Here is an 18,678-nt window from a genome sequence, read left to right as displayed (position 1 = left end):
CCGCCCTCAAGGCTTCGGCGGGGCATGGACGACGAGCACCGGGCAGTGTCCGTGCGCCACACACGCGGAACTGACTGACCCCAGCAGCAGTCCACCGAAACCGCCATGCCCGCGGCGGCCCCAGCACAAGGAGGTCCGCCGTCCTGCTCGCCTCGATCAGCAGGTGCCGCGGATGGCCCTGGACCAGCCGCGTTTCCACGTTCGCCGGCGTCACCGCCCCAAAGGCTTTGACGACGGCCTCCTGCAGAATCTCAGCCGCCCGGACGTCGAAGTCGTCGATTCCCATCGCGACATAGCCCTCATAAATGGGTGGTGTATCCCAGCATGCCAAGGCAATGACCTTGGCCGACAGTGGGACCGCCAGCCCCTGGGCCTGACGGAGTGCCTCGACCGACGCGGCGGAGCCGTCCACACCGACGAAAATCGTCCGGATGGGCCTGGCTTCACTCATGGACGTTCCCTTCGTCGGAACCGCAGCGGCTAGTTCAAGGGTGCCGACACGGCTCCGGGGCGGATAGGGCCTAAAGTCATAGAGAGCGCACGGCCGGATAGGCCCCCGGGCCTAACGGCCCTTGTAACGACCGGCCGGCTGAACAAAACTAACAAAGGCCGGAAAACCACACGTGGCAGCAGCAGCCGCCGGACAGGAGCACCATGATCGCCTGGGAAGACACGGGTCATCCCGCAACCGGGGGTGCACCGGCGGACCTCCGCGTGTATATCCTGGACGACCATGAGTTGGTCAGGCGTGGGCTGCAGGAACTCCTTGAAGGCGAGGGTTTCGTCGTTGTGGGCAGTTCGGGATCCGCGGTGGAGGCAACCCGCCGGATACCTGCCCTGCATCCGGATGTCTGCGTCCTGGACGCGCGGTTGCCGGACGGGACCGGCATCGAGGTCTGCCGCGATGTCCGATCTGTGGATCCCTCCCTGAACTGTATTATCCTCACCAGTTTCGACGACGAGCAGGCTTTGCGCGGAGCGGTGCTGGCCGGCGCCCGCGGATACGTCCTGAAGGAAATCGGCGGCACAGACCTGATCGGTGCGTTGCGGTGCGCAGCTGCTGGCGAGTCGCTGTTCGCGGACGACGTCGCTGCCGGCATCGTGGGCAGGCTGGTGGACGAGGATGAGGTGGATCCGCGCACGTCGAACCTGACGCCGCAGGAACGCAAGGTGCTGGAATTCGTCGGAGAAGGACTGACGAACCGGCAGATCGCGGCAGAGATGTTTTTGGCGGAGAAGACCGTCAAAAATTATGTGTCCTCGCTGCTGGCCAAGCTGGGTTTTGAGCGCCGGACACAGGCCGCTGTTTTTATCACGGCCCCCGCCGGAGCAGACATCCCCGGCCTTGCCGACCCAGTCCGGCGACCCGGCGTCCGCTGACCGGATTTCCCCGGAGCCTGATTCGGGTGCCGACTTTGACGCCGGCTACAGCGGTACTGCCCACTTCAGGCTCGTGCCGGCGTTGGGTGCGCTCGTGATGGTGCAATCCCCATTGAGCATTCGCGCACGGTCTTCCAGGTTAATCAGACCGTTGCGCTTTTCAGGGTCGGCGAAACCGGTGCCGTTGTCGGTGATGACAACCGTCACCCGTCCCCTGACAACAGAGACCGACACTGAGATGGAGTCGGCGCCGGAATGGCGGATGGCATTGCTCAGCCCCTCGGAGACCACGGCGACGACGTTGTCTGCTTTGTCCGGGGTGACGGCATCCACCGGTCCGGTCATGGTCAGCCGCGGCACGAACGGCAGGGGCCTTGGCCGAACTCTTCGCAATCCGGCGGATCCGGCCGCTCAGCAGTTCCATTTCGCTGCTGCTGCTCTTCAACGAGTAGATAGTGTCCCGAAGGCTGCGGATCGCCCCGTCGAGTTCGTTCGTGATGTTGCGGATCCGCTCGGCGGCATGATCGTCCGTGGTGAACCGGGTCAGGCTTTGCACACTCAGCCCGGCTGCGAACAGCCGCTGGATGACCAGGTCATGGAGGTCCCTGGCAATGCGGTCCCTGTCGCTGTAGACCAACAACTGCTCGCGCAACCGGTGGACCCGGGTCAGTTCGAGGGCGAGGGCGATGTAGGTACCGTAGACGGCCCCCATCTCGATATCCGTCCGGCTGTAGTTCACCCGTTCGCTGTTTCGGATCATGAGCAGGACGCCATGGTTGGCTTCCGGTGTGCGCAACGCGACGGCGAGCAGCGGGCCACGGATCCGGTCATCAACCTCTGCCAGCACGACGGACGAGTCCTCGAGCACCACGGGGCCTCCGCCGTCCAGGACATCCTCCAGCACCGGGCACTCCAGCGTCAGCGTTTCGCCGGCAAAAACATTGCCAGTGTCGCCCGCAACGCCGATCACAACATACCCCGACCCGTCCTCTGCCGGGGCCGCCAGCAGGACGAGGGCGGAACCGGACTCCCGCAGGGCACGATGAGCGACCGGGTCCAGTCCGCCCGACGTGTAGTCGCGGCCGCTGCTGAGCATCAGTCCGGAAACGTCCATGCAGGCTTCCAACCAGCGGGCGCGGCGCCGAGAGTCGTCATACAGCCGGGCGTTTTCGATCGCAACGCCGGCTGCGGCGGCCAGGGCGACCGCCAGGGCCTCGTCCTCGGCGGTGAAATCCTCGCCGCCCTCCTTTTGCGTCAGATAGAGATTGCCGAAGGCCACCTCGCGGACCCGGATGGGGACGCCCAGAAACGATTGCATCGGCGGGTGGTGGGCCGGGAATCCGTAAGCCTCCGGATGCTCGGTAAGGTTGTGCAGCCGGAGCGGCGACGGGTGCGTGATCAGCAGGCCGAGGACGCCGTGACCGGTGGGCAACGGGCCGATGCGTGCGGCCAGGGCCGGCGTCGATACCTACCGTGATGAAGTGGCTAAGGGCCCCGTTGTCGCCGATGACCCCGAGAGCGCCGTACCTGGCCTGCAGCAAGGTGCATGCGGACTGCACCACGCGCTCCAGCACGGCGTCCAGGCTGAGGTCTTCGGTCAGGGCGACCACCGCTTCCAGCAGGCCCGTCATTCGTTCCTGTGACTGGAGCAACTCTTCGGCCCTGGAGGCAAATCCCCTCAGCACCTCCTCGATTCCGGACTCGTCGGAGCGCAATGCCTGCTCCCGGCTTTCCCCGGCTGACTGCATACTGGCGCCCCAATTCGCTACGGCGCCCATCCACGACGGCGCTGTACAGCCAGAATACGCCTCTCGCGTCGGCGGCGGCCCGGTCTGGTCGAAGTGTGACGGGTGGCGCGGGACTTTTTGCCCTAGCCGACCCTCCGGGTGCGGGCGTAGGCTCGCGGCCATGACTACTGATCCGAAGGCCGGAGACCATAATGTCCACGCCGTGGAGGCGCTCGAGACCCAAGACTGCTGGCGGCTGCTGCGCAGCGTGACGGTCGGGCGGCTGGCCGTCTGGGTGGATGACCACCCGGACATCTTCCCGGTCAACTACAAAGTCGACCACGGGACTCTGGTGTTCCGCACGGCCGAGGGTACCAAGCTGCAGGCCGCGACCGGGGATACGCCGGTCGCGGTGGAGGCCGACGGCGTGGATCCGGACACCGGAGTGGCCTGGAGCGTTGTGATCAAAGGCCAGGCCGCGCCGGTCCGGAATCCGGACGAACTACTGGATACGGTGGGGCTGCTGCTGTTCCCGTGGCAGTCCGGAAAGAAAGAGCACTTTGTCCGGATCACACCGGATACCATCACGGGCCGGCGCTTCAAGGTGGTGCCGCCCCTGACCTGGTGGACACCGCTGGATGACGCAACCCGGTCCGGCCTCGAGTAATCCCGGTGCGGGACAGCTGTCCCGCACCGGTCAGGCGACGCGGGTAATCTCCACGCTCACGCTCAGGGCCGATCCCCCGCCGCCGGACAGAATGCCTTTGAGCGGCGGCACGTCACGGTAGTCGCGGCCGCGGGCCACGGTGACGTGGAAGTCCCCGGCAGGCTTGTGGTTGGTCGGGTCCCAGCTTCGCCACTCGCCGTCCCACCACTCGAGCCACGCATGCGACTGGCCGGCAACCGTCTCGCCAAGCTCCGCCGTCGAGCGCGGGTGCAAGTAACCGGACACATAGCGTGCAGGGATCCCGCAGCTGCGCAGGGCGCCGATGGCGAGATGCGCCAGATCCTGGCAGACGCCCTGCCGCTGGTTCCAGGCCTGCTCGGCGCTGGTGGTGACGCCCGTGGAGCCCTTCATATAGGTCATCTCACCGCGCATCCATTCAAAGACGGCCATCGCAGCCTCGTGCGGCGACCGACCCTCCACCACACCAGGGATGATCCCGAGCACCTCGGCACCCGGCCCGGTGAGCTGTGACTGCGGAATCCAGTCGCTGTACCGGTTCAGAGTCTCCGGAGTGGTGAGTTCGTCCCAGCCGACGATGTCCGCTTCGGACGGGAGCTTCTCCACCCGGTGTACCTCGACGGTGGTGGTGGACAGGACTTCCAAATGATCGTGCGGCATCTGCATGTCAAAAGCCGTCACCCGGGTGCCCCAATAGTCGCGGTAGCTGCTGAGCGCCGCCTGCGAAGGCGAGACCTTGAGCGAGGACTCCAGCACCACCTGCTGCGGGTCCGTCAGTGGCGTCATGCGGGCTTCGTTGTACGAGAGCGTGACTCGCTTGTTGTACTTGTAGGCCGTCTTATGGACGATACTCAGCCGGGTCATGAAACTTCTCCCACCCAGGCGAGTTCGTCTGCCTGATTGAAGTACTTACGGGAAATGGCATCCGAGGCCTCGGACACGGCCTTCTGCACACGTTCCATGTGCTCCGGAAGTTCCGCCATCAGGTCGTCCGTACGGTGGAATTCTAGGAACGTACGGGCCTGGCCCACGATGCGGCGGGCGTCGTTGATGAAACCGACCCGCTGCGCCGATGGGTCGAGCTTGGCGAGGCATTCATCGGCGTCGCGCAGGGCGTACACGATGGAGCGGGGAAACAGCCGGTCGAGCAGCAGGAACTCGGCCGCGTGCTGGTCACCGAAGGCCGCCCGGCGGGTCCGCAGGAAGGACTCGTAGGCTCCGGCGCAGCGCAGCATGTTCACCCAGGACATACCGGCGGAGAGGACGTCGCGGGTGGACAGCATACGGGCTGTCATGTCGGCCCGTTCGAGCGACCGACCCAGGACCAGGAACAGCCAGCTTTCGTCGTGGCTGACCGTGGTGTCGGCGAGGCCGCTGACCATGGCGGTCCGCTCCAGGACCCAATTGCAGAACCGGTAGGTCCCCACCACATCCTTGCGGTGCTGGTTGAGTCCGTAGTAAGTGGTGTTCAGGCTTTCCCAGAGCCCGGAGGACACGGTCTCCCGGGCCCGGCGCGCATTCTCCCGCGCCGCGCCGAGCGAACCGGCGATGGACGTGGTGCTGTGCTTGTCATAGGCGAGAGCGTTCAGCAGCTCGGACAGGCCGAACTCCTCGTTCTGCGTGCGCGCCCCCATCACGGCGAGGAGTTCTTGCGCAACGCTGCGCTGTTCCTCCATGGGCAGGTGGTTGAGCCGTTCCAAGTGGACATCGAGAATGCGGGCGGTGCCGTCGGCGCGCTCCACATAGCGGCCAATCCAAAAGAGTGATTCTGCAATACGGCTAAGCATTCTCGGTTACCTCCGGCGCGTCAGAAATTTGCTGCTGCTGCTGCTCTGCCTGGCGGTCCCGCCAGTTGCTCTCCACGGGCCAGACGGAGACGCGTTCGCGGACCGCAATAGGCTGCCGTGGCAGGGTTTCGACCGGGACTTGCGGCGAATCCGCCAGAACCCAGGTGTCCTTGGAGCCGCCGCCCTGACTGGAGTTCACGATCAGGGAGCCCTCCTTGAGGGCGACCCGGGTCAGCCCGCCGGGCAGGACCCAGACGTCGTCGCCGTCGTTCACGGCGAACGGCCGCAGGTCCACGTGCCGGGGACCAAACCTGTCGCCGCTCAGGGTAGGAACGGTGGAGAGCTGCAGGACGGGCTGGGCAATCCAGCCGCGGGGATCGGCGATGATGCGCTTGCGGAGCGCTTCCAGTTCATCTTTGGATGCGTCCGGGCCAATGACGAGCCCCTTGCCGCCCGACCCGTCGACCGGCTTCACCACGAGCTCGTCGAGACGGTCCAGGACGTGTTCGCGGGCTTCTTTTTCTTCCAGCCGGAAGGTGTCCACGTTGGCGATGATGGGGTGTTCGCCCAGGTAGTACCGGATCAGGTCCGGTACGTAGCTGTAGACGAGTTTGTCGTCGGCCACTCCGTTGCCGACGGCGTTGGCAATGGTGACGCCGCCGGCGCGGGCGGCGTTGACCAGACCCGGGCAGCCGAGCATGGAATCGGCCCGGAACTGCAGCGGGTCCAGGAATTCATCGTCGATCCGCTTGTAAATCACGTCGACCCGCTGCTCACCGGCGGTGGTCCGCATGTAGACGCGGTTGCCGCGGCAGATGAGGTCGCGGCCCTCCACAAGCTCCACGCCCATCAGGCCGGCGAGCAGGGTGTGCTCGAAGTAGGCGCTGTTGAAGACACCGGGGGTGAGGACGACGACGGTCGGGTCGTCGACACCGGACGGTGCCGTCTTGCGCAGCGCGGACAGCAGCCGCCGGGGGTACTCCTCCACCGGGCGGATCAGCTGCTGGCCGAACGCTTCCGGCAGGCCCTTGGCCATGGCCCGGCGGTTCTCCAGCACATAGCTGACCCCGGAGGGAACCCGGACGTTGTCCTCCAGGACACGGAACGTGCCCGCGGCATCACGGACCACGTCGATGCCGGAGATGTGCACCCGGACGCCGCCCGCAGGTTCGAAACCCTGCACCTGGCGGTGGAAATGAGCGCTCGTCGTAACGAGCTGGCGCGGGATGACTCCATCGGAAACCACCGACATTTTGCCGTAGACGTCATTCAGGAACGCTTCCAGGGCACGGACCCGCTGCGCAACCCCGCGTTCCAGGACCGCCCATTCGTGGGCCGGTATTACCCGGGGAACGATGTCCAGCGGGAAGGGCCGTTCCTCCCCGGCGAAGTCGAAGGTGACGCCCCGGTCCAGGAAGGTCCGGGCCATGGAATCGGCGCGGGCGGTGACGTCGGCGAGCGAGAGTTCACTGAGCGCCCCGGACACCTGCCCGTACGATTTTCGCGCCTGCTGGTCCGGGGTGAACATCTCGTCGTAGGCGCCGCTGCGGGTGGCGGCCTCGGAGTAATCCTGGAAAAGATCTGACATAGACCTTAGCCAATCACCTTTTTGTTGCTAAAGCATTTCCTGACCCTCTGCCGGGGCGGCCTGGACGCACAGGGATACCGTCACGCGCCGCTGAAAGCAGGGCAATTCCCGGTTTTGGCGCTGATGCGGCAAAGTGGGGGCGTGAAAGCATCACCTCTGCATCAGATGGGCGCCCGGGCGCGTCCCCTCGCCCCCGGCCTGCTGGGTGCTGCGGCCGCCGTCGGACTCGCTTTGGCTGTGCACATGCTGGTGCCCACGCTGCCGGCGATGACGGTCGCCGTGATGCTGGGACTGCTCGCAGCCAATCTTCCGGGCGCCGCTGTCTGGACGGCGGGGGCCGGACGTCCCGGCCTCGATTTCGCCGGCAAGCACTTGATGCGGGCCGGGATCGTGGTGCTCGGCCTTAAAGTGAGCCTGGCGGACGTGCTGGGTCTCGGCTGGGTGGCCCTGCTGCTGATCGCGGGCGTCGTGGCGGCCGCGTTCGCCGGCACGTATGGCATCAGCCGGCTCTTCCGGCTTCCGCCCACCGTGTCGTTGCTCGTCGCTACGGGCTTCGCGATCTGCGGGGCATCCGCCATCGGGGCGATGGCCGCCGTGCGCCGGATCAGGCATGTGGATACCGTGCTCCCCGTGGCCCTGGTGACTCTGTGCGGCACCCTGGCCATTGGGGTGCTGCCGTTGCTCATCCAGCCGCTGGGCCTGGGACCGAAAGTCTTTGGCGCCTGGGCCGGCGCCTCGGTGCACGACGTCGGGCAGGTGGTGGCCACCGCCCAGACGGCCGGGGCTTCTGCCCTTGCGATCGGCGTGGTCGTTAAACTGGCCCGCGTGATCCTGCTGGCACCCATCGTCGCCGTCGCCGGTATCCACCACCGGATGGGGGCCGGCGCGGACGGATCCCGGCCACCGATCATTCCCCTCTTTATTCTCGGCTTCGTGGCTCTGGCGGCCCTGCGCACCACCGGCTGGCTCTCCCCCGAGGCGCTGGACGCCGCCGCCGTCCTGCAGGACATCCTCCTGGGCATGGCACTCTTCGGACTCGGCTCCGCCGTCCGGGTGCGGCAGCTCCTGCACACCGGTTCCCGTGCCCTGCTCGCCGCTCTGGCGTCCTGGCTGCTGATTGCCGTACTCGGCCTGGCAGCCGCCAGGCTGATGTTCAACCAGGGTTGAGTTGCCGTCGTCGGGGCTGCGCCTGAATCTCCGTCCAGCCGGCTGCACCCGCACAGCGTGATTAGATTGCAGGGTGTCGAACCAGAACCTGCGCCGCGATGAAGCGGCAGTCCGCTCAGCCCTGATCACCACGCACAGCTATGACGTCTCCCTGGACGTACGGCTGGCAGCGGACCCGAACGTTGCCGGCTACACAAGCCGCAGCGTCATCACCTTCTCGGCGAACGAGCCCGGGTCCTCGACGTTCCTGGACTTCATCAGCGGCGAGGTGCACAGCGTCTTCTTGAACGGCAAGGGCCTCGCCGTCGCCGACGTCGTGGACGGCGCCCGGATCCGGCTCGAGAACCTGCAGGCCGAGAACCAGGTGACCGTCACCGGCACCGCCCTGTACAGCACCTCCGGCGAGGGGATGCACCGTTTCTTCGACCCGGCCGACGGGCAGTGCTACCTCTACACGCAGTACGAGCCCGCCGACGCGCGCCGGGTTTTCGCGAACTTCGAACAGCCGGACCTCAAGGCCGAATTCACCTTCCACGTCATCGCCCCCGCGGACTGGCACGTGGCCTCCAACGGCGCCGCATCGGATCGCACGGTCCTGACCGCCGACCCCGCCGCGAGCCGCTGGGATTTCGTGCCCACCCGGCCGGTGTCCACTTACATCACCTCCGTGCTGGCCGGCCCGTATTTCAAGGCCGAAGACTCCTGGACCGGAACCCGCGCCGACGGGACGGCCCTCGAGGTGCCGCTTGCCCTGTACTGCCGCGCATCCATGGCACCGTCCTTCGACACCGGGGAGCTTTTCACGCTCACCAGGAACGGCCTCGACTTCTTTAACGAGCTCTTCGATTTCCCCTATCCGTGGGGCAAGTACGATCAGGCTTTTGTCCCGGAATACAATCTGGGCGCGATGGAAAATCCGGGCCTCGTGACCTTCACCGAGAGCTATGTGTTCACTTCCCGAGCCGCCGATTCGCAGTATCAGGCCCGCGCCAACACGTTGCTGCACGAAATGGCGCACATGTGGTTCGGTGACCTCGTCACTATGCAGTGGTGGGACGACCTGTGGCTCAAGGAGTCCTTCGCGGACTACATGGGGACTCTCGGGGTCGACCGGACCACGGATTGGGACACGGCATGGGTGAACTTCGCGAACAACCGCAAGTCCTGGGCCTACGTCCAGGACCAGCTTCCCACGACCCATCCGATCGTCGCGGACATCCCGGACCTTGAGGCCGCCAAGCAGAACTTCGACGGAATAACCTACGCCAAGGGTGCCTCCGTGCTTAAGCAACTCGTCGCCTACGTGGGCTTCGACGCCTTCATCGCAGGGTCACGCCAGTACTTCAAGGACCATGCCTACGGCAACACGACGCTGACCGAACTCCTGGCCGTGCTCAGCGCCGCATCCGGCCGCGACCTTGGGGAATGGGCCCGCCAGTGGCTCCAAACCTCCGGCATCTCGACCCTCACCAGCGAGATCACGGAGCGCGACGGCGTGCTGGGCGCCGTAACGGTTTTCCAGGATGCCGAGGATCCGATCACCGGCCGGCAGGAACCGCGGCCGCACCGGCTGCGGATCGGCTTCTACAACTTGGACGACGCCGGTGCCCTGGTCCGCAGCGACAGCGTCGAGACCGATGTCGCCGGCCCCCGGACGGAACTCGCGGTCCTGGCCGGAAAGCCGCGGCCGGCGCTCTTGCTGGTCAACGATGAGGACCTCAGCTACGCCAAGGTACGGCTCGATGCGCACTCCGAGGCTACCGCCCGGGCCTCCCTGGACCGCATCAGTGACCCGATGGCCCGGGCCCTGTGCTGGACGGCCCTGTGGGATTCCGCCCGCGACGCCGTGACGCCCGCGTCCCTGTACGTCGACGCGGTCCGGCGCTTCGGCCCGTCCGAGACCGGCATCGGCGTCCTGCTCAACGTGCTGGGCAACGCCTCCACCGCTATCGAACGCTACACGCCACGGGAGCAACGGGCCGACGTGCGGCGCAGTTTCCTTTCGCTGGCCGCCGACGGGTTGCTCACGGCCGCACCGGGCTCAGACCCGCAGCTGGCCTGGGCCCCGCACCCTGGCCGCAACCAGCCGCTACGATGCGGGCCGGCTGGACCTGATCCGCGGCATCCTGGCCGGCACAACCGTGCCCGAAGGCCTCGCCGTCGACGCCGAGCTTCGCTGGAATTTCTGGCACGCCCTCGCGGCCAACGGCCAGGCGTCCATCGCGCAGCTCAGTGATGAGTTGCTCCGGGACAATACGGCCGCCGGCCGGTCCGGCCACACCACGGCCATGACAGCCCGCCCCGGGGCGGACGTCAAAGAAGCCGCCTGGCAGGCTGCGGTCCACGGCACCACGCTGTCCAACCAGTTGCTGGGCGCCACCATCGCCGGCTTCAACACCGGACCGGCGGCATTGCTCGCTGACTTCATCGACCGCTACTTCGAGAGCCTGGAAGAAGTGTGGACGGGCCGCAGCATCGAGATCGCCAGCCGGATTGTCCGTGGCCTGTATCCGGCGGGGCAGGACCTGGACGGGCGGGGACCCGACGGGCACAGCGGGACCCCGGCGTCCCACCCGGTGATCCTGCGGACGGATCAGTGGCTTGCTGACCACCCCGGCTCGCCGCGGGCTCTGCGGCGCATCATCATCGAACAGCGGAGCCACCTGCATCGGGCACTGAGCGCCCAGTTTGCAGCCCGGACAGCCGCGGTGGAAGTTTCCCCGGTCTAGCCCAGTCCACCGGGACCGGCCGCCGGCAGCACGGACGGGCTTACCGGCGGTTTTCGGTCCGGGCGGCTACGGCACCCGGTGCAGCCATTCGTCCGTGCCGAATTTTGCCTCGACGCGGCGCCGGGCTTCCGCCAGTTCGGCGCCGGTCAGTTCTGAGGACGTGGCGTCGTAGCGGTCCGTGAAGACCTCGATCATCGCGGCCACGATCTCCCCGCGCGCCATGCCGGTCTGGCGGCGGAGCGGGTCCACCCGTTTCTTGGCGCTCCTTGTGCCTTTGTCCGACAGTTTCTCCTTGCCGATCCGCAGGACCTCAAGCATCTTGTCGGCGTCCATGTCGTAGCTCATGGTGACGTGGTGCAGCATGCCGCCGTTCGCGAGCCGTTTCTGCGCTGCGCCGCCAATCTTGCCCTGGTCCGTGGCGATGTCGTTCAACGGGACGTAGAAGGCGCTAATGCCCAGCCGTTCCAGCGCCGCCATCACCCAGGCGTCCAGGAAGCCGTAGGAATCGGCGAAGCTGATGCCGTCCACGAGGGTCTGCGGAAGGTACAGCGAGTACGTGATGCAGTTGCCGGCCTCCATAAACATCGCTCCCCCGCCGCTGATCCGGCGCACCACGCTGATTCCGTGCCGTGCGACGCCTTCGGGGTGGAGTTCGTTGCGGACGGATTGGAAGCTGCCGATCACCACGGATGGCTCTTCCCAGTCCCAGAACCGCAGGGTGGGATTACGCCGTCCGGCGCCAACCTCCTCGGTCAGGACCTCGTCCAGGGCAACGTTGAGGTGGGTGGGCAGAACGGTGGGACCGATGATGTTCCAGTGGTGGTCGGACCAGCCGGTGGCCTTCGCGAGGGCGCGGCGGACGGCAACCGCGACGGCGTCGGCGGAGAAACCGAACAGGACGGAGCCGGACGGCAGGGCCGCTGTGACCGCAGCGGCCAGCTCGGCGGCGCCGGAATCCGCCGGCAGCCCGGTCAGTGCCCTGTTGATCTCCAGCAGCGCCTCGTCCGGTTCCAGGAAGAAATCTCCACTGAGCGAGACATCGACCAGGACGCCATCCTCGACGCAGACGTCGGCTACGACCAGTTTGCCGCCGGGAACCTTATATTCCCCGTGGTGACGGCCGGCCTCGATGCCGGCACCGGGATACAGAGGGAAGCTTGTCATGTCCCCAATCCTGCCACGCCCGGTTCTGCTGCCGGGCCGGAGGCGGAACGCGAAAAGCCCGCACCGTCGCCGGTGCGGGCTTTTCCAAACAGACCTTGGGGAGAAGTATTACTTCTTGCCGCCGAAGCCCTTGAAGCGAGCGTTGAAGCGCTCGACGCGGCCTGCGGAGTCCATGATGCGCTGCTTGCCCGTGTAGAACGGGTGGGACTCGGAGGAGATTTCGACGTCGATGACCGGGTAGGTGTTTCCGTCTTCCCACTCGATGGTCTTCTTGGAAGACACGGTGGACTTGGTCAGGAACTGAACGCCGGAAGCCAGGTCGTTGAAAACAACAGCTTCGTACTTCGGGTGGATATCAGACTTCATAATTGGGCCTTTGTTCGCACAACTGGATTTTGCCAGTTGCCAGGTATGAATGGGATGGCTGACGGAAAGCACCGCACAGCCAGCAATCAAGCATAGCGGAAAAGCGTCAACTCTGTTGACAGCTTGTGATACCGCTTGGCATGCCACCGGCGGCTGCCGTCAGCCCCTCGGCCGCAACTCCCAGAACGCCACGGCAGATGCTGCCGCGACGTTGAGCGAATCAACCCCGGCACGCATCGGGATTTTGACCGCCAGGTCGACGGCGGCGAGAGTCTCCGCGCTCATCCCTGCCCCTTCCGTGCCCAGCACCAGGGCGAGCCTTTCGGGCCGGCGCGCGGCCAGGTCGTCGAGGGTGACGGCGTCGTCCGTGAGCTCCATGGCCGCCACGGTGAAACCGTGCCGGCGGAGTTCGGCGAGGCCGCCCTGCCAGTCCTCGAGCCGCGCCCACGGCACCTGAAACACGGTCCCCATGCTCACCCGGACGCTGCGCCGGTACAGGGGGTCGCCGCAGCGCGGCGAGACGAGGACCGCGTCGACGTCGAGCGCGGCCGCGGAGCGGAAGATCGCACCGACGTTCGTGTGGTCCACGATGTCCTCGAGCACGGCGACCCGCCGGGCGCCGGCCAGCAGATCGTCCAGCGGCACAGGCGCCGGCCGGTGCATGGCAGCCATCGCACCCCGGTGCAGGTGGAATCCGGTGATCTCTTCCAGCAGCGCGGCGGAACCGATGAAGGCGGGCACCTCCGGGTACAGGGCGAAGATGTCGGTGAGGTCCTCGATCCACTTTTCCGCCAGGAAGAAGGACCTGGGCCGGTGACCAGCCGCCAGCGCACGGCGCAGGACCCGGGAGGACTCGGCGATGTACAGGCCTTCAGCTGGTTCCCGCACCTTGCGCAGGTGCACGTCCGTGAGCCGGGTGTAGTCACCGACCCGGGGATCACTGGCGGAGTCTAGATAGTGGAAGGTCATGGCGCGTTCATTTCAGCAGGTTGGCGATCAGGAATCCCAGGGCGACAAGGCCGAGGGTGAAAATGACGCCCCGGAGGACGGCCGGGTGAAGCCTGCGCCCCACCTTGGACCCGACCCCTCCACCGATCAGGGAACTGACGGCGATCAGCCCCACGACCCCCCATTCGATCCGGTCGAAGGCAAAGAGCAGGTAGGAGATAGCCGCCACGACGTTCACACCGAGGACGAGGACGTTCTTCATGGCGTTGGCGTTCTGCATCGTCCCCGTCATAAACACCCCAAGAATGCCGACCAGCAGGATTCCCTGGGCCGCGACGAAATAACCGCCGTAGACACCGGCCAGGTATACCAGGACGATGAGCAGGGCGCCGTGGCTGCGGTCGCGGAGGGCGTGTTCAGGGTTTTGCTCGCGGTCCTTCACCCAGCGCTGAAGCCGCGGCTGGAAGACCACCAGAAGGAGTGCCAGGACAATCAGCGCCGGCGCCGCGTAGTGAAAGACCTTCTCAGGCAGGTTCAGCAACAGGTAGGCGCCGGTGATGCCGCCCAGCAGCGACGCGGGAAGGAGCCGGAGCAGCTGCTTCCGGCGGCCTGCGAGCTCCCGCCGGTAACCCCAGGCGCCGGCAGCGTTGCCGGCCACAAGCCCTGTGGCGTTGCTGATGGACGCCGTCACTGGAGCGAAGCCGAGGGCAATCAGGACCGGGAATGTCACGAGTGTGCCGGAGCCGACAACACTGTTGATGGTGCCTGCCCAGAGTCCGGCGAAGAAGATGATGACGCTGTTGAAGAACTCCACGCGCGCTCAGCAGCCCCTGGTCAGTGGCGTGCGGTGGCGGTGTACCGGCCTGCGTTGGCGCTGACAGCGAGCGGCAGGCCGAAGGTCTCGCTCAGGTTTTCGGCGGTGAGGACCTCGGTGAGCGGGCCGGCGGCCACCACGCCGCCGTCGCGCATCAGCATGGCGTGGGTGAAGCCTGGCGGGACTTCTTCGAGGTGGTGGGTGACGAGGACGATCGCCGGTGCGGACTCGTCGCGGGCCAGTTCGCTCAGCCGCCGGACCAGGTCCTCGCGGCCGGCGAGGTCGAGTCCGGCGCCGGGCTCATCGAGGAGCAGCAGTTCCGGGTCCGTCATGAGGGCACGGGCAATCTGCACCCGTTTGCGTTCGCCTTCCGAGAGCGAGGCGAACGGCCGGTTGAGCAGCGGACCCATCCCCCACTCGTTCAACAGGCCGAAGGCGCGGCGCTCGTCGGCTTTCTCGTAGCCTTCCCGCCAGCGGCCCGTGACCCCGTAGGCGGCGGTGACCACGACGTTGAGGACCTTCTCATCTTCGGGAATCTGGTTGGCGAGGGCGGCGGAGGACAGCCCGATCCGCGGCCTGAGTTCAAAGACGTCGACGGCGCCGATGACTTCCTCGAGGATTCCGGCCATACCGGATGTGGGGTGGAGCCGGGCGGCGGCGACCTGCAGCAGAGTGGTCTTGCCGGCGCCGTTGGGGCCCAGGATTACCCAGCGTTCGCCTTCGTTGACCTGCCAGTCGACCTTGTCCAACAGGGTTTTTGCCCCACGTACAACGCTGACGGCGGCCAATTCAAGAACATCACTCATAGGAGTAGACACTAGGACAAAAAAGCGGACGACTGATAACCGGCACCGGGGCCGGGCGGCACGGATCCGCCGGGCCGTCATGCGGGCGCGGCGGGAGCCGGCCGGATTCGGGCCCTCGCGTGCCTGCTCGCTAGGATTGCAGCCATGAGTTCGAACGTGACTGCAGTGAGCTACGGCCTGAAATTGTCCCTGACCAACGTCCAGCAGGTGCGCTCGACCCTGGCCGAGGCGGGGTTGAGCGTTGACGGTGAAACCCGCACAGGCGATGACCGGTTTTCCGTGCATACCGCCGACTGCACCCTGGGTACGGGGGGTGGCCCGGATACGGCGGGCCTGGCCGGGCTGCGGCATGTTGTTGCCGGCGCCGGGGGCGACGGGGTGGACACCGCGCTCGTCCCCGTAGAGCTGCGAAATGCCGCCCGGAAGCTCCTGATCATGGATGTGGACTCAACCCTCATCCAGCAGGAGGTGATCGAACTGCTCGCCGCGTACGCCGGCAAGCGCGAGGAAGTTGCAGCGGTGACCGAGGCTGCGATGCGCGGCGAACTCGATTTCGCGCAAAGCCTGCATGCCCGCGTGGCGGTGCTCGCCGGGCTGCCGGCCGACGTCGTCGACGCCGTCCGTGCCGAAGTCAGGCTCACGGAAGGTGCGGCGGAACTGGTGGCCGCGTTCCAGGCGGCAGGCCATGCTGTGGCCGTGGTCTCCGGCGGGTTCAACCAGATTCTGCGGCCGATCGCCGCGGACCTCGGCCTTCACCACTGGATCGCGAACGAACTGGAAATTGTCGACGGCGCACTCACCGGCAAGGTTCTCGGCGCTGTGATCGACCGCGCCGCGAAAGAGAAGTACCTGCGGGAATGGGCGGCCGCCGAGGGAATTCCAATGGAGCACACCATCGCCGTCGGCGACGGCGCCAATGACCTCGACATGCTCGGCGCCGCCGGGCTCGGTATTGCGTTCAACGCGAAGCCGGCCGTACGGGCCGCCGCGGACGCCGCCATCAACGTTCCTTATCTTGATGTTGTGCGGCACATCACTGGTGTGTGACGCGCCTGCACGCAAGATGACAGATCCCGGGCACTCGTCGTCAGGAACGGTGCCCGGGATCTGTCATCCCGGAGAGGTTGCCGGCTAGTTGCCGGCGCCCTTGCCGAAGTACTCCGAACCGCCGGCGTACTCCGTGTGTCCGGATTCGACGTCGGCCGTGACCATCTTTGTGATCTCTGCGGCGAATTCCTGAACCGAGAACAGCTTCCCGGCTTCGGCGCGGCGGGCCTCGATGGCGCCGGGCGCAGCACGGTCCAGGAGCGTGGCGGTGACCGTGCCCTCGATCATGTCCCCCGACACAACGACGAGGGTGATGCCCTTATCCGCCAGCGCCGGCACGAGTTCGCGCAAGGCGTCTTCACCGGCGCGCTTGCTGCGGGCGACCTGCTCGTAATCGGGCATGGTCGGGACGGTGTTGATGAAGTGGGCCTGGTGGCTTGTCACGAAAACGACGCGCGAGCCTTCGGGCATCAGCGGCACGGCGGCGTTGAGCATGTTGACCTGGGCATCGCGGTTGAGCTTGAGCGCGTAGCCCTCCTCCATGCCGGATTCCATTCCGCCGGAGGCGTTCAGGACCAGGATGTCGAGGGAACCGAAGTTCTCCATGGCGGCGCTGGCCAGGGCCTGAACGCCGTCCTGGCTGGTGAGGTCGGCTCCTACGGCGGCCGCGCGGCCCCCGTTGGCTTCGATTTCGGCGACAACCTTGTTCGCGCGGGGTGCCTTCTGGCGGTAGTTGACGACGACGGCAGCGCCTTCCGCGGCGAGCAGCTTGGCGACGTCGGCGCCGATTCCACGCGATGATCCGGTCACGATCGCTGTCTTGTTGTCCAGCATTCCCATTCGAGCTCCTTTTGTTCCAAACGTCCAAATACTGTCGGGCTGCTGTCCATCATGCCAGCGGGACGGTCTATTTGGGTTGTCCAGGGTCCACAAAGAAGCCGAGGCCGGGTAGTTCCGGCGGCACGGATGGTTCAGCCGTGGTCGATGCGGATCTTCCTGCCCGACTCAGCTGTCGGCGGCACGGGAGCGGGCGCGCACACTTCGAGGATTCCGTCCTTGTAGGTGGCAGTGATGTCTTCTTCCCTGGCCCCGGCCGGCAACGTGATGCTGCGGGTGAACGAGCCGTAGCGGAACTCGGACCGGTATCCGGCCTTGCCTTTGTGTTCGGATTTCTCTTCGCGCTCGGCTTTAATGTGCAGCATGCCGTCGCTGACGGAGACGTCGACGTCCTTGTCGGGATCGATTCCGGGCACTTCGGCGCGGACCACGAGGGTGGTGCCATCCTGGAACTGTTCGACCTTAATCGTCGGCGTCACGGCGAGGTCACCATCGAGGAAACGCTTGATCGGCTCAAGCATGTCTGAGGGCGCCCACTTGTTTGATTCGGCCATGGCCTTCCTCCCGGTTGCACGCCCCGACCTCGGCGCGGCGGGGCTGTAAGCCCAGTACACGCCCCCGGAGTGCCGCTGGCAAGGGCAAAGTCCTGCGCTGGCGGCCCGGTGCCGGGACCCGGGCCGCGGCGCCGCCTGCTGCAGGCGACAGCGGCCGTGGGAATTCGAACCAAAGCCGCCGTCGACTGCCGGGACGCCGCGGTGAAAACCGGCTCGGTGGCTGGACTTAGTGGCCCATGCCGAGTCCGCCATCAACCGGGATGATCGCACCGGAAATGTAGGCGGCTTCGTCGCTGGCGATCCAGCGGACGACGTTGGCGACCTCGGAGGGCCTCTGCGAAGCGGCCGGCGGGGACCTTGGTGAGGTAGTCCTTCTGGGTCGCTTCCGTCAGTTCGGCGGTCATGTCCGTGTTGATAAAGCCCGGTGCGATCACATTGGCGGTGATGCCGCGGCCGCCGAGTTCGCGGGTGAGCGAGCGGGCGATGCCGACCAGCCCGGACTTGGACGCCGAGTAGTTGATTTGGCCGGGTGCGCCGAACATGCCGGAAACCGAGGAGATAAGAACCACACGGCCCTTCCTGGCCCGGATCATGCCTTTGGAAGCCCGCTTGATGACCCGGAAAGCGCCGGTGAGGTTGGTGTCGATGACCGAGGTGAAGTCGTCCTCGCTCATCCGCATGAGCAGGGTGTCCTTCGTGATGCCGGCGTTGGCGACCAGCACTTCCACCGGACCGTGGGCGGCTTCTACTTCGGTGAAGGCGGCGTCCACCGACGCTTCGTCTGTAACATCGGCCTTTACACCCAGGATCCCGGCGGGCAGTTCGGATGCGCTGCGGTAAGTGACCGCCACTTTGTCCCCGTTGGCCAGAAAAGACTGTGCAATTGCCAGCCCGATCCCGCGGTTGCCGCCAGTGATCAGAACGCTGCGGCCGGTGGTGGATGTGTCAGTCATAACATGCTCCGGAATTCTGCGGCGCGTCGGCGCCGCGCTGGGGGCGGATTTTTACTGCCTCCGATCTTAGCGCCCGCACCGGCTTCGTTTGGGCGGCACCGCCGATGGTGAGAGAATTGTGGTAAG

Annotated in this window: 17 protein-coding genes and 3 pseudogenes; 6 read left to right on the top strand and 14 right to left on the bottom strand. The window is 66.2% G+C overall.

Going from position 1 to position 18,678, the window contains the following annotated elements; translation table 11 throughout:
* Positions 1–6: 6 nt before the first annotated feature.
* Positions 7–451, bottom strand: a pseudogene (locus KY499_RS02640) (universal stress protein).
* Positions 452–654: 203 nt separating this feature from the next.
* Between KY499_RS02640 and KY499_RS02635 the strand changes: the two are divergent.
* Positions 655–1,380 (top strand): response regulator transcription factor, encoded by a 726-nt coding sequence (locus tag KY499_RS02635; RefSeq protein WP_219886142.1) that lies wholly within the window; start codon positions 655–657, stop codon positions 1,378–1,380.
* A gap of 45 nt (positions 1,381–1,425) precedes the next feature.
* Here the strand turns inward: KY499_RS02635 and KY499_RS18495 are convergent, their stop codons facing one another.
* Entirely contained in the window at positions 1,426–1,644 is a 219-nt protein-coding gene (locus tag KY499_RS18495; RefSeq protein ID WP_308813097.1) for a hypothetical protein, read from the bottom strand.
* A complete protein-coding gene (locus KY499_RS02630) occupies positions 1,541–2,812 on the bottom strand; it encodes a GAF domain-containing protein (protein ID WP_308813072.1) in 1,272 nt (423 codons plus the stop codon). Before KY499_RS02630 ends, KY499_RS18495 begins: the two co-directional genes overlap by 104 nt.
* Positions 2,813–2,861: 49 nt before the next feature.
* Between KY499_RS02630 and KY499_RS18490 the strand changes: the two genes are divergently transcribed.
* Complete coding sequence (locus KY499_RS18490) at positions 2,862–3,023, top strand: hypothetical protein (RefSeq protein ID WP_308813071.1); 162 nt, start codon at positions 2,862–2,864, stop codon at positions 3,021–3,023.
* Positions 3,024–3,288: 265 nt separating this feature from the next.
* On the top strand, positions 3,289–3,774 hold the full coding sequence (locus tag KY499_RS02625; RefSeq protein ID WP_183164355.1) for a pyridoxamine 5'-phosphate oxidase family protein: 486 nt from the start codon (positions 3,289–3,291) through the stop codon (positions 3,772–3,774).
* 30 nt (positions 3,775–3,804) lie between these two features.
* Here KY499_RS02625 and KY499_RS02620 read toward each other — a convergent pair whose 3' ends face one another.
* The 3 genes from KY499_RS02620 to KY499_RS02610 are packed head-to-tail and all read right to left on the bottom strand — an operon-like array spanning position 3,805 to position 7,167.
* Positions 3,805–4,656: a transglutaminase family protein gene (locus KY499_RS02620; RefSeq protein ID WP_123253515.1), complete on the bottom strand. Its 852-nt coding sequence runs from the start codon at positions 4,654–4,656 to the stop codon at positions 3,805–3,807.
* Complete coding sequence (locus KY499_RS02615) at positions 4,653–5,579, bottom strand: alpha-E domain-containing protein (protein WP_123253514.1); 927 nt, start codon at positions 5,577–5,579, stop codon at positions 4,653–4,655. Before KY499_RS02615 ends, KY499_RS02620 begins: the two co-directional genes overlap by 4 nt.
* On the bottom strand, positions 5,572–7,167 hold the full coding sequence (locus KY499_RS02610) for a circularly permuted type 2 ATP-grasp protein (protein ID WP_219886141.1): 1,596 nt from the start codon (positions 7,165–7,167) through the stop codon (positions 5,572–5,574). The genes KY499_RS02615 and KY499_RS02610 overlap by 8 nt, the downstream gene beginning before the upstream one ends.
* 165 nt (positions 7,168–7,332) lie before the next feature.
* On the opposite strand from KY499_RS02610, the gene KY499_RS02605 reads away from it, so the two are divergent.
* Both KY499_RS02605 and pepN read left to right on the top strand, forming a co-directional pair.
* Entirely contained in the window at positions 7,333–8,334 is a 1,002-nt protein-coding gene (locus tag KY499_RS02605; RefSeq protein ID WP_123253512.1) for a YeiH family protein, read from the top strand.
* Between the two features lie 73 nt (positions 8,335–8,407).
* A pseudogene (gene pepN, locus KY499_RS02600) lies at positions 8,408–11,063 on the top strand (aminopeptidase N).
* Positions 11,064–11,129: 66 nt separating this feature from the next.
* Here pepN and KY499_RS02595 read toward each other — a convergent pair.
* From KY499_RS02595 to KY499_RS02575, 5 genes are all read right to left on the bottom strand, one after another.
* A complete protein-coding gene (locus tag KY499_RS02595) occupies positions 11,130–12,227 on the bottom strand; it encodes a biotin/lipoate A/B protein ligase family protein (RefSeq protein ID WP_219886140.1) in 1,098 nt (365 codons plus the stop codon).
* A gap of 108 nt (positions 12,228–12,335) precedes the next feature.
* Positions 12,336–12,593, bottom strand: coding sequence for a type B 50S ribosomal protein L31 (locus KY499_RS02590; protein WP_123253509.1), 258 nt, complete (start codon positions 12,591–12,593; stop codon positions 12,336–12,338).
* Positions 12,594–12,752: 159 nt separating this feature from the next.
* The gene (locus tag KY499_RS02585) at positions 12,753–13,562 is read right to left on the bottom strand and encodes an RNA methyltransferase (RefSeq protein WP_123253508.1); all 810 of its coding nucleotides are present in this window, start codon (positions 13,560–13,562) and stop codon (positions 12,753–12,755) included.
* 7 nt (positions 13,563–13,569) lie between these two features.
* Positions 13,570–14,355, bottom strand: a complete 786-nt coding sequence (locus KY499_RS02580; RefSeq protein WP_219886139.1) for a sulfite exporter TauE/SafE family protein — start codon at positions 14,353–14,355, stop codon at positions 13,570–13,572.
* Positions 14,356–14,375: 20 nt separating this feature from the next.
* Positions 14,376–15,161, bottom strand: coding sequence for an ABC transporter ATP-binding protein (locus KY499_RS02575; RefSeq protein ID WP_123253506.1), 786 nt, complete (start codon positions 15,159–15,161; stop codon positions 14,376–14,378).
* Positions 15,162–15,305: 144 nt separating this feature from the next.
* Here KY499_RS02575 and serB point away from each other — a divergent pair, with 144 nt between their 5' ends.
* Positions 15,306–16,208: a phosphoserine phosphatase SerB gene (serB, locus tag KY499_RS02570; protein ID WP_123253505.1), complete on the top strand. Its 903-nt coding sequence runs from the start codon at positions 15,306–15,308 to the stop codon at positions 16,206–16,208.
* Between the two features lie 84 nt (positions 16,209–16,292).
* Here serB and KY499_RS02565 read toward each other — a convergent pair whose 3' ends face one another.
* From KY499_RS02565 to fabG, 3 genes and pseudogenes are all read right to left on the bottom strand, one after another.
* Positions 16,293–17,048: an SDR family oxidoreductase gene (locus KY499_RS02565; protein ID WP_123253504.1), complete on the bottom strand. Its 756-nt coding sequence runs from the start codon at positions 17,046–17,048 to the stop codon at positions 16,293–16,295.
* Positions 17,049–17,179: 131 nt separating this feature from the next.
* On the bottom strand, positions 17,180–17,599 hold the full coding sequence (locus KY499_RS02560; protein ID WP_123253503.1) for an Hsp20/alpha crystallin family protein: 420 nt from the start codon (positions 17,597–17,599) through the stop codon (positions 17,180–17,182).
* 226 nt (positions 17,600–17,825) lie between these two features.
* Positions 17,826–18,552 (bottom strand): annotated as a pseudogene (gene fabG, locus KY499_RS02555) (3-oxoacyl-ACP reductase FabG).
* Between the last annotated feature and the right edge of the window lie 126 nt (positions 18,553–18,678).

Origin of the sequence: Arthrobacter sp. PAMC25284 (genome assembly GCF_019443425.1) — a bacterium.
Lineage (GTDB): Bacteria > Actinomycetota > Actinomycetes > Actinomycetales > Micrococcaceae > Arthrobacter > Arthrobacter oryzae_A.
The sequence above is the reverse complement of the archived record's forward strand: the minus strand, read 5'-3'. Positions and strand labels throughout refer to the sequence as shown.